Origin of the sequence: Arthrobacter wenxiniae (assembly GCF_013376105.1) — a bacterium.
GTDB lineage: Bacteria > Actinomycetota > Actinomycetes > Actinomycetales > Micrococcaceae > Specibacter > Specibacter wenxiniae.
Genome location: NZ_JAAMFM010000042.1, coordinates 17022 through 30183, shown reverse-complemented (window position 1 = coordinate 30183; position 13162 = coordinate 17022). Strand labels below are relative to the sequence as shown.

The following is a 13162-nucleotide window of genomic DNA, read 5'->3' as shown; positions in this document are numbered from 1 at the left end:
TTATGCGAAGCTTCGCATAACTCATCCATGCACAGCACGATCGCATTCTCCGGCGGGTTCAGGTACAGCCCGCACACATCGATAAGCTTCTCGTCGAAGTTCGGATCGTTGGAGAGCTTGAACGTCTTGACCAGGTGGGGCTTGAGCCCACGGGCGGCCCAGATCCGCTGCACCTGTGCCGGGGAGACGCCGACGCGTGCGGCCATGGAACGCACCGACCAGTGTGTTTCCGCCTCCGGCTTTGTGTTCTGCGTCAGCCACACGATCTCGGCGATCTTTGACTCCGGGATCACCGGCTTCCGGCCGCGCCCGGCACGCACCGCACCGAACTTCGCCAGCCCGTCCTGGGCAAAGCGGGCACGCCAGGCACGCACCGTGCCCGGGTTCACGCCCACCACCCGGGCAATCCACTCATTGGCCAGGCCCTCGGAGGCCATCAACAGGACCTGCGCCCGCTGCACCTCCCGGTGCGAGGCAACCTGCGACCTGGACAGGGCCACCAGGACCTCGCGCTGGGAGTCATCAATGGCCAAGGCGGGGGCGTGATTCGACATGACCCAAGTTTAACACCCAAACCATGAACTATTTTGGAGACACTACACTAGTGCGCCATGGTTGGGCAGGGACCGCGGCTAGACGAGCAACTCGACGACGGGCTGGACGTAGCTGAGGAAGGCCTGGTGGTCGTCCAGCAGATGCTGGCTCATGATCAGCCGGTCCGGCTCAATGAACCAGGCCCGCTGCTCGGCCAGCGGCATCTCCACGATGGTGAGCGTGAAGTCCCGTGCGCTACGTCCCAATTCCATTTCTCGGTTCTGCACCATGTCGGCAAGCACCTTGTGCCCGCCCAGGGTCTCGCGCTCCGCCGCCAGCAGCTGGTAGGCACTGCTCTGTTCCCTGGACCACGTCAATGCCGCCCCGTAGTGCGCCTGCAATACCCGCTGCAGGGCCGGCATGCCGGCAAAATCGCCAAAGTTCGGGGGGACCAGCGGCGGCTCCATCCCGGGGTGCACGGCCAGCAGCCGGCCCCACCAGTGCTCCCACTGGTCCCGCAGGGCTTCGGTGCCGCCCACATGCGCCGTGAGCTGGCTGGGGTCGGCCGGCCGCACTTGCGGTGCCACGTGGGACAGCGCCGGCCTCCCCGCTCCGGCCAGGCCCGCCACATCTCGAATGTACAGCGCAATCAGCATGGGACCGCAGGTGTCCATGGTGATCCGCCAGCCCGGGCCGCCGGTATGATGCATAGTTCTCGCCTCCACGCGCCGCGGGCCTGACTGCGGCACTCCCTTGGACCCAGATTACTCTTAGCGGCGATTCGGCGGCAGGGGCGGCTCCGGCCGGCCCATCCAGGCCCCCGGAATCCGGGCCCCTACGCGGCCAGCAGTGCGCGCAGGTGCCGGCGCAGCGTGGCCCGGCCCTGTTCCGGGCCGGCCCAGCCAGGCTGCAGGACCATGCGCAGCCCCAGCCCGTCCAGCACGGCGATCAGGCGCTCGGCCACGTCCACCGGCTCGGGGGCGCCGGCCATCAGGCCGCTTTCCAGCAGCTGCAGGACGACGCGCCCCACCACTGCGCCCGTGGCCCGGTAGTCGTCCTGCGCGGCATCCCGCAGGCCCACGTCGGTGCGTGCGGCGAGCATGAACTCGGTGCGCACCACGGCCTCGGCGTTGGACCGGGCATCCAGGGGCAGGAGTTCCTCAAGGACCACGGCACATTTCTCCACGAGGGCCCCGGCATCCTGGGGCAGCGCAGATTGTTCCAGGTCCTCCAGGCGGTCCAGGGCCCGCAGGTGGATCCGCTCGGAATTGACGCGGAAGGCAAACTCCATGAGTTCCGCCTGGTTCTCAAAGTAGTGCCGCACTGAACCCAGGGCCAGGCCGGCCCGCTCGGCCACATTTCGCAACGACGCCTGGGCAAGCCCCTGGCGGTTGATTACTTCGAAGACGGCGTCGGCAACCAGTTCGCGGCGGTCATCCGCATTGACAATTTTCGGCACAAGTCTTTTTTAGCACACATGTTTCACTATTGGCCCATTTGGCGCCCGCGCACGAGGAAGCACGCACGCGCCGGAGAAGGCACAGGCGTGCGTTATCCGCTACTTTCCGGCGGACCGCTTCCTTTTGTCGACCAGCACCACGGCCGCCAGCACCAGCGTAATGACGGCGGCGCCGATGGTGAACGGCCACAGTTCCGGGTGCCCGGCCAGGGCCACCACTCCCAGCACCACGGTGACCAGGCCCAGCGCCAGGGCGGAGGCCTGGGCAATCATCTTCAACATTCCGTTTTCTCCTGCTGGCGGCCCTTGTCGCGGCCCCGGATGGCACGGCGGCGGGCGGCTTCCCAGGGGAGGTCACCCGCCGCCGTCGTACGTGGATGATGCATGGACAAGCTCGAGCAGCGAAGCTAGCGCGAAGGGTACATGCGCTCCGGCTCGCCCGTGTACAGCTGGCGCGGGCGGCCGATCTTGGTCTGCGGGTCCTTCATCATTTCACGCCACTGCGCGATCCAGCCGGGCAGGCGGCCGATGGCGAAGAGCACCGTGAACATCTTTTCGGGGAAGCCCATGGCCTTGTAGATCAAGCCGGTGTAGAAGTCCACGTTGGGGTAGAGCTTGCGCGAGATGAAGTACTCGTCGGTCAGCGCCACCTCCTCCAGGCGCATGGCGATGTCCAGGAGCTCGTCATTGCCGCCAAGCTTGGCCAGGATCTCGTGGGCGGTCTCCTTGACGATCTTGGCGCGGGGATCGTAATTCTTGTAGACGCGGTGGCCGAAGCCCATGAGCTTGACGCCGGCTTCCTTGTTCTTCACCCGCTCCACGAACTTCTCCACCGGCTCGCCGCTGGACTGGATGTCCCGGAGCATGTTGAGCACGGCCTCGTTGGCGCCGCCGTGCAGCGGGCCGAAGAGGGCGTTGATGCCGGCGGAGACGGAGGCGAACATGTTGGCGTTGGCGCTGCCCACCAGGCGGACGGTGGAGGTGGAGCAGTTCTGCTCGTGGTCGGCGTGCAGGATCAGCAGCAGGTCCAGGGCCTTGACCACCACGGGGTCCATCTCATACGGCTCTGCGGGCAGGCCGAAGCTGAGGCGCAGGAAGTTCTCGACGAGCCCCATGGAGTTGTCCGGGTACAGCATGGGCTGGCCGATCGACTTCTTGTGGGCATAGGCGGCGATGACGGGCATCTTGGCCATGAGGCGGATGGTGGCCATCTCCACCTGCTCGTCGTCGAAGGGGTCCAGCGAGTCCTGGTAGAAGGTGGACAGCGCGGACACGGCGGAAGAGAGCACGGGCATGGGGTGGGCGTCGCGCGGGAAGCCGCCGAAGAAGCCCTTGAGGTCCTCGTGCAGCATGGTGTGCCGGCGGATCCTGGAATCAAACTTTTCCAGCTCGGACGGGGACGGCAGGTTCCCGTAGATCAGCAGGTAGGACACTTCCAGGAAGCTCGAGTGCTCGGCCAGCTCCTCGATGGGGTAGCCGCGGTAGCGCAGGATTCCTTGGTCGCCGTCAATGTAGGTGATGGCCGAGGAGGTGGCGGCCGTGTTGACGAACCCGGGGTCGTAGGTGACCGCGCCGGTGCTGGCCAGCAGCTTGGAAACGTCGTACCCGGCGTTGCCTTCGACGGCTTCAATCCGCGGAAGCGTGAGCTCTCCGCCGTCGTAGCGCAGTGTGGCGCTCGTGGAATCAGACATGGAGTCCCCTTCATGAGGTAGCCTGCGAAAGGCTCTGGTCAGATCTATGCAACTTTTCCGCCCACGGGGTTCACCGCGCACCGCTCGGCCCGGCTGCGCGGCCGTCGAAGTTGCTGCGGGGCAGCGGCTGCAATTCGGCGCAACGGTGCACGGTGGCATAGACGTCTAGATACGAAACTACCGCTTAGGTGCCATCCAACACTAATCCGCAGCTGGACATCCGGCCGCCGGGTGGACAAGACGTCACGAATTTGCGCCGAGCCGCGCCACGGCGGCGCCGATGCGTTCATCCGTCCCGGTCAGCGCAACACGGATGAAGCCGTGGCCCGCCTCCCCGTAAAACGTGCCGGAACCCACCACGATGCCGAGGTCCGCCAGCCTGCCGATGGTTGTCCAGGTGTCCTCGCCCGCGGTGCACCACAGGTACAGCCCGGCCTCGGAGTGGTGGATGGTGAGCCCAAAGGCCTCCAGGGCGCGGGCCAGCTGTTCGCGGCGAGCCCGGTACAGGGCCTTTTGGGCGCTGACGTGGGAGTCGTCCGCCAGCGCGGCGCGCATGGCCTCCTGCACGGGGAACGGCACAATCATGCCAGCGTGCTTGCGGCTGTTGACCAGGTTTGCCATGATGCCCGCGTCCCCGGCCACAAAGGCGGCCCGGTAGCCGGCCAGGTTGGACTGCTTGCTGAGGGAATACACGGCGAGCAAACCGTCGTGGCTGCCTCCCGTGACCCGGGGGTCCAGGATGCTCGGGACGGGTTCGCCCCCGTTTTCCGGGTCCCACGGGCCCCAGCCCAGCTCGCCGTAGCATTCGTCGGAGGCCACCACCGCGCCCACCTCGCGTGCCTGCGCCACGATCTCGCGGAGGGAGTCCACGGAACGGACTATGCCGGTGGGGTTGCCTGGCGAATTGACCCAGACCAGGCGCGCCCGGGCCCGGGCGCCGGCGTCGAGCTCCTCCAGCGAATCGGCGGCGACGGCGGTGGCGCCGGCAAAGACCGCGCCCATGTCGTAGGTGGGGTACGCCACCGTGGGGCGGACCACGACGTCGTCCTTCCCCAGCCCCAGCAGCAGCGGCAGCCAGGCCACCAGTTCCTTCGAGCCGACCGTGGGCATGACGTCGTCGGGATCCAGGCCCGGCACGTTGCGGCGCCGCGCGAACCAGTCCACGATCGCCTGGCGGAGCGCCGGCGTCCCGTGCGTGGTGGGGTAGCCGGGCGCGTCCGATGCCGCCTTCAGGGCGTCCTGGATCAGGGCCGGGGTGGGGTCCACGGGCGTGCCGATGGACAGGTTCACCAGCCCGTCCGGGTGCTTGGCTGCCGTGGCCAGGTAGGGGGCCATGGCGTCCCACGGGTAGTCGGGAAGCTGCAGGCCGTGGCGGGCCTGGCCCCCGGTTGCGGGGCTCGCGGAAGCCGGAGGCGGGGTCGGTGCCGGGGTCATGGGGTGCGCGTCAGCCCTGGTTCTGCGGCGGAAGCGCGGCGATCAGGGGGTGGTCCGTGTGCGTGTTGCCGATCTTCGCGGCACCGCCCGGGGAGCCAAGCACGTCAAAAAACTCAACATTGGCCTTGTAGTATTCGGCCCACTCGTCGGGGGTGTCGTCCTCGTAGTAGATGGCCTCCACGGGACACACAGGTTCGCAGGCGCCGCAGTCAACGCATTCGTCGGGGTGGATGTAGAGCGAGCGTTCACCTTCGTAGATACAGTCAACAGGGCACTCCTCCACACATGCCTTGTCCTTGACATCCACGCACGGCTGCGCAATTACATACGTCACGTCCCGACCTTCCTCACAACGACTTATCCGCCGGCTGGAAGGCCGGGGTACGTTCATTATCCCCCACGGTACCCCGGCCCGCATCCCGGCGAGACTTAGTATGAAGAGGTGAACCGTGCCCTGCAAGTCCTCGCCGCCCTCCCCTTGGGCACCCGAGTGGTGGTCCGTTACACGATCGACGGCGGCACCACCGACGCACTCGGCCAGCTCATGGCCCGTGGCGCTGCGGGCGTGACGGTGGCGACCCGTACCGGTGACGTCGCCATTGCGTACGACGACGTCCGGCTGGCCAAGCCTGTTCCCCCGCCTCCCGCGCCCCGGAAGCGGCGTTTCCCCGCGGCGTAGCACTTGCGCCGCCGCGCCGTTTGCCCCCGTGCGGCGGCGTGGAAGTCCACAGCTGGCGCCCTTCCACGCACCCTTGCACACGCCTCGCGACGTGGCGGGCGCCACACCCGCCCGATCCGTACTATCGGCGGCTCCGGCGCAGGACGGCCCAGGCCAGCCAGGCGACAAGCGGCGTGGCCACGGCGATCCCAAAAAGCCACACGTTCCCCTGGATGTTCGCGGAGATCATGCCGAATGCGCCGCGCTGCAGGGACAGCACCCCGGCGCAGAGGTAGGCGGCGGCGCCGCACAGCACCACCGTCCACACGTTCCTGCCCCACAGCCCCACAAACAGTTCGACGGCGGCCAGCATCACCAGGGCGGCCAGCGACCCGAGCGGGATGGCCGTCGCGCCGGCATACAGGGCGTGGCCATGCAGCGAGGTGCCCAGCAGGCCCGTGCCAATGCCGGCACCGACGGCGGCCGCCACCATCGCCCAGCGGCGGGGCGGCGGCAGGGGGTTGCCCTCAGGGGGCAGGTCCGGGGGCAGCTCCGGCCCTGGCCCCGCGGGTCCGCGTCCGGGCGGGCTCCCGGGGGCTGCAGGGCTGGTCATGCGTCCCCGGATCCGGGCGGTCCCGCCGCCAGCTCAACAAATTCCTCCACGCCGGAGATGTCCCGCCAGATGCCGTCGCTGAGCGCATACCGGTCCCCGTCCACCACAATCTGCGTCCGGTGCGCCCTCATCGCCGCAGCCTTGGCGGCCTTGTCCCCGGCGACCGCAATCCGCGGGATGCCGGCCTCGAGGGGCCGCTCCGGCCGGTCGCTGACAATGGCGAAAAAGTGAGGCACCTTCCAGCCCGGCACGCCGTCGGCGGGCCCGGCCGCCAGAGCCACGCCGGCCATGGCCAGCTGGTGGGTCCGGACGTGGTCCGGGTGGCCGTAGCCGCCGTCCGCCGCGTAGCTCACCACGGCCTCCGGGCGGAGGCCGCGGATGGCGGCGGCCGCCAGCCGGGCCTGTTCGTCGAGCGAACCCCGGGACAGCGCGCCCTCCAGGACGGTCGACGCGGCCACGGCGCGCCCGTCCGGCCCCCACTGCATCCCTGAGTCCCGGAACACCACCGGTCCCGAGGCGGGCGCGGCCACGCCCTGGCCCAGCCAGAGGTGTTCGCGGACACCCAGCGCCGCCAGGGCGGCCGCCAGCTCGCGTTCGCGCACCCGGGCCAGCCCCGTGCCGTCGGCGGGCGGGGCACCCGGGCCGCGGCCGGCGTCGTGCGTGACGCGGCCGTCGTCGGGCGTGGCGGGCTCGTCCATGGCGGGCTCGTCCGGGAGCCGAAGGGAACGCCCCACTTCCAGGTGGCCCAGCTCCGGCGGGATGACCTCGCCCAGCTCGCCGCGCGTGCAGGTGAGCAGGACCGTGCGGGCGCCGGCAGCGGCGTAGGCGGCCATGGTGGCGCCGGTAACCAGGGTTTCGTCGTCGGGGTGCGCATGGATGAAGAGCAGCGTGGCGTGCGGCCCGGTTCCGGGCAGCAACATGGGTTTCTCCATGGCCCCCAATCTACCCGCCCGCCGCGGCACCCCCCGCATCAGCGCCCAGGAAACGCCGCAGGCCGGCACGCCCCGGGGAGGGGGTGCCGGCCTGCGGATGAAACCGTTGCTAAACCAGGAGCGTAGCCCCCGGAATGGCGTTGAGCAGTTCCTGCGTGTAGACCTGCCGCGGGTTGCTGAAGACCTCGTCCGTGGAGGCGGCCTCCACCACGCGCCCCTTCTGCATGACAGTGACGTGGTCGGCGATCTGTCGGACCACGGCGAGGTCATGCGTGATGAACAGGTACGTCAGGCCCAGATCCTCCTGCAGCTCGTTGAGCAGGTTCAGCACCTGCGCCTGCACCAGAACATCCAAGGCGGACACGGCCTCGTCACAGATGATCACGTCCGGGTTCAGCGCCAGTGCACGCGCAATGGCGATGCGCTGGCGCTGGCCGCCGGAGAGCTCGTTCGGGAACCGGTGCATGGTGCTGGCCGGCATGGACACCTGGTCCAACAGCTCGCGGACCTTCTTCTCCCGGGACTTTGAATCGCCGATCTTGTGGATCTTCAGCGGCTCCTCGATTGTCCGGAAAATGTTAAACATCGGGTCCAACGATCCGTACGGGTCCTGGAAGATCGGCTGCACGCGGCGGCGGAAGTCAAAGAGCGCCTTCCCCTTCAGCGAGTTCACCTCCACCCCGTCAAACAGGATGCTGCCCTCGGTGGGTGCCAGCAGGCTCAGGGCCATCTGCGCAACCGTGGACTTGCCGGAACCGGACTCGCCAACAATCGCCATGGTGGTGCCGCGCGGGACGCTGAACGACACATCGTCCACCGCCTTGAAGTCCGTGGACTTGCCGAGCGCGCCGCGGAGCTTGAACACCCGGGTGAGGTTCTTGACCTCCAGGATGGTTTCGCCGGCCTGGGCACCCTTGCGCTCACCGTTCGGCGCGGGCCGTGCCGCCCTGACCGGCTGTGCGGGCGCCGCGGGGACGGACGACGGCGCGAGCCCGGCGTCCGTGGGCGCCTTGCCGACATGGGCCGGGTCGTTTTCATCGTCCAGGGGCGTGTCAAGGCCGGCGACCGCCGCGGCCAGCGCGTCCTTCGCCTTTTGCGACTGCAGGCGCCGTGACGCCAGCGACGGGGCCGAGTTGACCAGGCGCTGGGTGTAGGGGTGCTGGGGGTTGCGCAGGATCTCCAGTGCGGGTCCCGATTCAACCACCTGCCCCTTGTACATGACGACCAGCTTTTCGGCGCGCTCGGCGGCCAGGCCGAGGTCGTGGGTAATGAGCAGCACGGCCGTGCCCAGCTCGCTGGTCATCCGGTCCAGGTGGTCCAGGATCTGCCGCTGCACCGTCACGTCCAGGGCGGACGTGGGCTCGTCGGCGATGAGCAGGCGGGGGCGGCAGGCGAGGCCGATGGCAATCAGCGCGCGCTGGCGCATCCCTCCGGAGAACTCGTGCGGATACTGCTTGGCACGGTTGGCGGCATCCGGAAGGCCGGCCTCGGCGAGGACCTCGGCGACGCGCTCCTTGGAGTTTGCCCCTGCCAACCCGTTGGCCTTGAGGGTCTCCCTGACCTGGAAGCCGATCTTCCACACCGGGTTCAGGTTGGACATCGGGTCCTGGGGGACCATGCCGATCGAATTTCCGCGGAGCTCAATGATCCGCTTTTCGCTGGCGTTGGCGATGTCCTCGCCGTCAAAGAGGATCTGGCCGCCGCTGACGCGCCCATTGGACGGCAGCAGTCCGATGGCGGCCAGGGCGGTGGTGGACTTGCCCGAGCCGGACTCGCCGACAATGGCCACCGTTTCCCCGGGCATGATGGTCAGGTGCGCGTTGCGCACCGCGTTGATCGGGCCGTTGGAGGTTTCAAAGGTGATGGCGAGGTCGCGAATTTCGAGCAGCGGGACGTCGTCCGTCCGTGCCGCGCCGGGGTTCACAGTTCCGCCTGTTGCATGATTGGACATGGCTGTCACCGCTTCCTTGCTTTGGGGTCGAGCGCATCACGCAGGGCGTCGCCCAGCATGATGAAGCTCAGGACGGTGACGGACAGCGCGGCGGCGGGCCACAGCAGCACGCCGGGGTTGTTGCGCACCTGCGGCTGGGCGGCCGCGATGTCATTACCCCAGGACATGACAGTGTCCGGCAGGCCAATGCCCAGGAAGGACAGGGTGGCCTCGGCAACGATGAACGTTCCGAGCGAGATGCTCGCCACCACGATGATGGGGGCCAGCGAGTTCGGGATGACATGCCGCACCAGCGCGTTGAAGCGTGACAGCCCCAGGGCCTTGGAGGCGGTGACGAAGTCGGCGTTGCGGTTTTCAATCACAGCACCGCGGGTGATGCGGGCAATTTGCGGCCAGCCGAATATCACCAGGGTGATGACCACCGTCCACACGCTGCGGTTGTCGCGGAAGGCCGGAAGCTGCATCATGACGATGGCGCCGAGGATCAGCGGCAGCGCGAAGAAGATGTCCGCCAGGCGGGCCAGAACGGTATCGATCCAGCCGCCGTAGTAGCCGGCCAGGGCACCCATGGTGCCGCCAACGACCAGGACGCCCAGGGTGGTGAGGACACCCACCAGGAGCGAGGCCCGCGTGCCGTAGATCATGCGCGAATAAACATCGCAGCCCTGCAGCGTAAAGCCGAACGGGTGCCCGGCCCGTGCCCCTTCCGAGGAATCGTTCAGCGTGCAGCTCGTGGGGTCGACGCTCGCGAAGAGGTGGGGCACGAACGCCACCACCAGAACCAGCACGATCAGCAAGGCGGAAATGATGAACAGCGGCTGGCGCCGCAAGTTGCGCCATGCGTCGGCCCACAGGCTCAGTGGGGCTGCCGTCTCATCGACGTTGTCAATGGCCGCAAGCGGTGTTTCCTCCAGCGGCGCCACAAAGTGTTCGATGACGCGGCTGGACGTCTTGCCCTGGCGCGACACCGGGGTCACCGGCTTGGTCAGGTCAGTTTCAGGTGTCAGTTTCTCAGACATAGCGAATCCTTGGGTCGAGCCAGGCGTACAAAAGGTCCACAACCAGGTTGGCCACCACAAACACAATGACCAGGATGCCGACCACGGCCACCACAGTGGCGCTTTCGCCCTTCAGGATGGCCTTGTAGAGCAGGTTGCCAATGCCTGGGACGTTGAATATGCCCTCCGTGACAATCGCGCCGCCCATCAGGGCGCCGAGGTCTGCGCCCAGGAAGGTGACCACGGGGATCAGCGAGTTGCGCAGGATGTGGACCACCACCACACGCGTGCGGCTCAAGCCCTTCGCCGTGGCGGTGCGCACGTAGTCGGCGTTCATGTTCTCGCTGATGGAGGCACGGGTCAGGCGGATGACGTAGGCCAGGGACACGAGCCCCAGCACGATTGCCGGCAGGAGGAGCTCGTTCCACGGGGCCGCGCCGCTGACGGTGGGACGGGCCCAGCCGAGCTGGACGCCGACGACCAACTGGAGGACGAAGCCGAGCACGAAGGTGGGAACGGCGATGACGACGAGCGAGGCGACCAGGACGGTGCCGTCGAACAGCTTTCCCTTGCGCAGGCCGGCGATGACACCGAACAGGACGCCGAAGATTGCCTCGATGGAAAGCGCCATGATGGCGAGCCGGGCCGTGACGGGGTAGGCGCGGCCAATCACCGCGGAGACGTCCTGGCCGGAGAACGTCTGGCCAAGATTGAGCGTCACAAGGTTCTTCAAGTACAGGCCGTACTGGATCCAGAACGGCTGGTCCAGGTTGTACTGGGCGCGGAGGGCGGCCTCGACGGCGGGCGCCATCGGCTTACCGCCGGACAGTGCGGCAATGGGATCGCCGGGGGTTGCAAAAACAAGGAAGTACACCAGCAGCGTGGCCCCAAAAAAGACGGGAATCAGCTGCAGGAAGCGGCGGAGCGTGAACATGACCATTACGGCGTCTCCTCCCCCGGTGTTCCTGATGGCAAATCGTTCATGAAATTACCTGTTCAAATAGTGGACTGTACTGGACAAGGTACGGGATCGCCGCATTGCCGCTAGTACGGAAAGTAGCACAAAGGTATGTGATTCAGACAATAGATGATTCGGACAACAGCGAGGGGACCCGGTACGAAGACCGGGTCCCCCAACTTATGCAGCACTACGACAAATGTTACTTAGCGGTGATGTTGTAGTACAGCGGAACGCCGTTCCAGCCGAACTCCACGGTGTTGACGTTGTTGCTCCACACACCCTGGACCGCCTGGTACCACAGGGGCACGACCGGCAGGTCCTTGAGCAGGATCTCCTGCGCCTGGTTGAAGATCTTGTTGCCGTCTTCAACGGTCTTGGCCGACAGGCCTTCCTTCAGCTTGGCGTCGAACGCCGCGCTGGAGTAGTCGCCGTCATTGGACCCTGCCCCGGTGCCGTACAGCGGGCCGAGGAAGTTGTACAGCGACGGGTAGTCTGCCTGCCAGCCGGCGCGTGAGGCACCGGTCAGCTTCTTGGAGTTGATCAGGTCACGGGACTGCTTGAACGTGGCGATCGGGTTCAGCTGCGCCTTGATTCCCAGGGTGGTGGCAATCTGGTTGGCCATGGCCGTGATGTATTCCTTGTTGCCGGCGCCATCGATGTTGGAGGTGATGGTGAAGACCTTGCCGGCGGGCCACGGGCTGATCTTGTCAGCGGCGGCCCAAAGCTCCTTGGCCTTCGTGGGGTTGTACTTCAGCACGTCGTTGCCGGCCAGGTTGGCGTCGTAGCCGTCCAGCACGGGCGAGGTGAAGTCAACGGCGGGCTTCTTGTTGCCATAGAAGATCTTGTCGATGATCTGCTGGCGGTTGATGGACATCGAGATGGCCTGGCGGCGCATCTGGCCGGCCTCACCCTTGAACTCGGGCAGGTAGCTCGGGATCGTCATGGTGGCGTTGCCGGCGTAGGGCTGGTTGACAAAGCGGCCCTTGAAGTCCGTCTTGAAGTTCTGCAGGCCGCTCGGCGGCACCTGGTCAAGAACGTCCAGGTTGTCCGACTGCACGTCCGTGTAGGCGGCGTCCGGGCTGGAGTACAGCGTAAAGGTCACGCCGCCGTTCTTGGCCTTGCGCGGTCCGTTGTACTTGTCGTTGGGGATCAGCGTGATGGAGGTGTCGTGCTTCCACCCGCCCGCGGCCAGCTTGTACGGGCCGTCGCCAACAGGGTTCTCGCCGAAAGCCTTGATGTCCTTGTAGGCGGATTCCGGCAGCGGGTAGAACGCCGTGTAGCCAAGGCGGAGGGGGAAGTCGGATTCCGGCTGTGCCAGGTCGACGGTGAAGGTCGTGTCATCCACGACCTTCAGGCCCTCCATCTTGTCCAGGGTGGACTTTTCGGCGCTGACCTTGTCGTAGCCCTTGATCGATTCGAAGAAGTAGCTGTTCAGCTGGGCGTTCTTGGCTGCCGCACCGAAGTTCCAGGCATCGACGAAGTTCTTTGCCGTGATCGGGGTGCCGTCGCTGAATGTCTCGCCGGACTTGAGCTTGATGGTGTAGTGCTGGGAGTCCTTGGTCTCAATGGACTGCGCCAGTTCGTTCTGGATGGCGCCCTTGGCGTCGTAGCTGACCAGGCCGGAGAAGATGAGGTCCATGACCCGGCCGCCACCAACTTCGTTGGTGTTCGCCGGCAGCAGGGGATTTTGCGGTTCGGTGCCGTTGGCGGTGATGGCCTTGCTGGTGTTGCCACCCGCGGTGCCGGTGTTGCCGCCACCCGTCGAGCCGCCGCATGCGGTAAGGGACATGGCAAGTACGGCTGCCACGCCCAGTGCTTTGGAAGTGCGCGAGAAACGCATTCCGCCTCCTTGGTTATGAAATGGATTCGAGCCGAAACGCACCCACAGCGTGTTCATCGTTGAACTTGGACGTGTCCCAACTCATACCCGT

14 protein-coding genes are annotated in these 13162 nt (G+C 66.7%); 1 reads left to right on the top strand and 13 read right to left on the bottom strand.

The window, feature by feature from the left end; all coding sequences use genetic code 11:
* The 7 genes from G6034_RS18455 to fdxA all read right to left on the bottom strand — a co-directional run.
* The coding region (locus G6034_RS18455) for an IS630 family transposase (protein ID WP_176636563.1) at positions 1-554 on the bottom strand (554 nt) is incomplete at its 3' end.
* Between the two features lie 78 nt (positions 555-632).
* Positions 633-1244, bottom strand: a complete 612-nt coding sequence (locus G6034_RS18450) for a hypothetical protein (protein WP_176636562.1) — start codon at positions 1242-1244, stop codon at positions 633-635.
* Between the two features lie 125 nt (positions 1245-1369).
* Complete coding sequence (locus G6034_RS18445) at positions 1370-1993, bottom strand: TetR family transcriptional regulator C-terminal domain-containing protein (RefSeq protein WP_176636561.1); 624 nt, start codon at positions 1991-1993, stop codon at positions 1370-1372.
* Between the two features lie 99 nt (positions 1994-2092).
* Positions 2093-2275 carry a hypothetical protein gene (locus G6034_RS18440; RefSeq protein WP_176636560.1) on the bottom strand — a complete coding sequence of 61 codons (183 nt, stop codon included), beginning with the start codon at positions 2273-2275 and terminating at the stop codon, positions 2093-2095.
* A 125-nt stretch (positions 2276-2400) separates the two neighbouring features.
* The gene (locus tag G6034_RS18435; protein ID WP_176636559.1) at positions 2401-3684 is read right to left on the bottom strand and encodes a citrate synthase; all 1284 of its coding nucleotides are present in this window, start codon (positions 3682-3684) and stop codon (positions 2401-2403) included.
* A gap of 243 nt (positions 3685-3927) precedes the next feature.
* Positions 3928-5118 (bottom strand): succinyldiaminopimelate transaminase, encoded by a 1191-nt coding sequence (dapC, locus tag G6034_RS18430; protein ID WP_176636558.1) that lies wholly within the window; start codon positions 5116-5118, stop codon positions 3928-3930.
* A gap of 10 nt (positions 5119-5128) precedes the next feature.
* The gene (gene fdxA, locus G6034_RS18425; RefSeq protein ID WP_176636557.1) at positions 5129-5452 is read right to left on the bottom strand and encodes a ferredoxin; all 324 of its coding nucleotides are present in this window, start codon (positions 5450-5452) and stop codon (positions 5129-5131) included.
* A gap of 108 nt (positions 5453-5560) precedes the next feature.
* Here fdxA and G6034_RS18420 point away from each other — a divergent pair, with 108 nt between their 5' ends.
* Positions 5561-5797, top strand: coding sequence for a putative acetyltransferase (locus G6034_RS18420; protein WP_343038156.1), 237 nt, complete (start codon positions 5561-5563; stop codon positions 5795-5797).
* A gap of 121 nt (positions 5798-5918) precedes the next feature.
* On the opposite strand, the gene G6034_RS18415 is transcribed toward G6034_RS18420, so the two are convergent.
* The 6 genes from G6034_RS18415 to G6034_RS18390 all read right to left on the bottom strand — a co-directional run bounded on the left by G6034_RS18415 (position 5919) and on the right by G6034_RS18390 (position 13071).
* Positions 5919-6389, bottom strand: coding sequence for a hypothetical protein (locus G6034_RS18415; protein WP_176636556.1), 471 nt, complete (start codon positions 6387-6389; stop codon positions 5919-5921).
* Entirely contained in the window at positions 6386-7309 is a 924-nt protein-coding gene (locus G6034_RS18410; protein ID WP_218064064.1) for a PIG-L family deacetylase, read from the bottom strand. The genes G6034_RS18415 and G6034_RS18410 overlap by 4 nt, the downstream gene beginning before the upstream one ends.
* 121 nt (positions 7310-7430) lie before the next feature.
* Positions 7431-9272, bottom strand: a complete 1842-nt coding sequence (locus G6034_RS18405) for a dipeptide ABC transporter ATP-binding protein (protein WP_176636554.1) — start codon at positions 9270-9272, stop codon at positions 7431-7433.
* Positions 9273-9277: 5 nt separating this feature from the next.
* Positions 9278-10291 carry an ABC transporter permease gene (locus tag G6034_RS18400; RefSeq protein WP_176636553.1) on the bottom strand — a complete coding sequence of 338 codons (1014 nt, stop codon included), beginning with the start codon at positions 10289-10291 and terminating at the stop codon, positions 9278-9280.
* Positions 10284-11210: an ABC transporter permease gene (locus G6034_RS18395; RefSeq protein WP_176636552.1), complete on the bottom strand. Its 927-nt coding sequence runs from the start codon at positions 11208-11210 to the stop codon at positions 10284-10286. Before G6034_RS18395 ends, G6034_RS18400 begins: the two co-directional genes overlap by 8 nt.
* A 220-nt stretch (positions 11211-11430) precedes the next feature.
* On the bottom strand, positions 11431-13071 hold the full coding sequence (locus G6034_RS18390; protein WP_176636551.1) for a peptide ABC transporter substrate-binding protein: 1641 nt from the start codon (positions 13069-13071) through the stop codon (positions 11431-11433).
* Positions 13072-13162: the final 91 nt, after the last annotated feature.

What these genes read in the sequence shown, in the direction of transcription:
- dapC (WP_176636558.1), bottom strand. Translation starts at nt 5,118, where the DNA reads ATGACCCCGGCACCGACCCCGCCTCCGGCTTCCGCGAGCCCCGCAACC.
- G6034_RS18400 (WP_176636553.1), bottom strand. Translation starts at nt 10,291, where the DNA reads ATGTCTGAGAAACTGACACCTGAAACTGACCTGACCAAGCCGGTGACC.
- G6034_RS18410 (WP_218064064.1), bottom strand. Translation starts at nt 7,309, where the DNA reads ATGTTGCTGCCCGGAACCGGGCCGCACGCCACGCTGCTCTTCATCCAT.
- G6034_RS18395 (WP_176636552.1), bottom strand. Translation starts at nt 11,210, where the DNA reads ATGGTCATGTTCACGCTCCGCCGCTTCCTGCAGCTGATTCCCGTCTTT.
- G6034_RS18450 (WP_176636562.1), bottom strand. Translation starts at nt 1,244, where the DNA reads ATGCATCATACCGGCGGCCCGGGCTGGCGGATCACCATGGACACCTGC.
- G6034_RS18405 (WP_176636554.1), bottom strand. Translation starts at nt 9,272, where the DNA reads ATGTCCAATCATGCAACAGGCGGAACTGTGAACCCCGGCGCGGCACGG.
- G6034_RS18390 (WP_176636551.1), bottom strand. Translation starts at nt 13,071, where the DNA reads ATGCGTTTCTCGCGCACTTCCAAAGCACTGGGCGTGGCAGCCGTACTT.
- G6034_RS18415 (WP_176636556.1), bottom strand. Translation starts at nt 6,389, where the DNA reads ATGACCAGCCCTGCAGCCCCCGGGAGCCCGCCCGGACGCGGACCCGCG.
- G6034_RS18440 (WP_176636560.1), bottom strand. Translation starts at nt 2,275, where the DNA reads ATGTTGAAGATGATTGCCCAGGCCTCCGCCCTGGCGCTGGGCCTGGTC.
- G6034_RS18435 (WP_176636559.1), bottom strand. Translation starts at nt 3,684, where the DNA reads ATGTCTGATTCCACGAGCGCCACACTGCGCTACGACGGCGGAGAGCTC.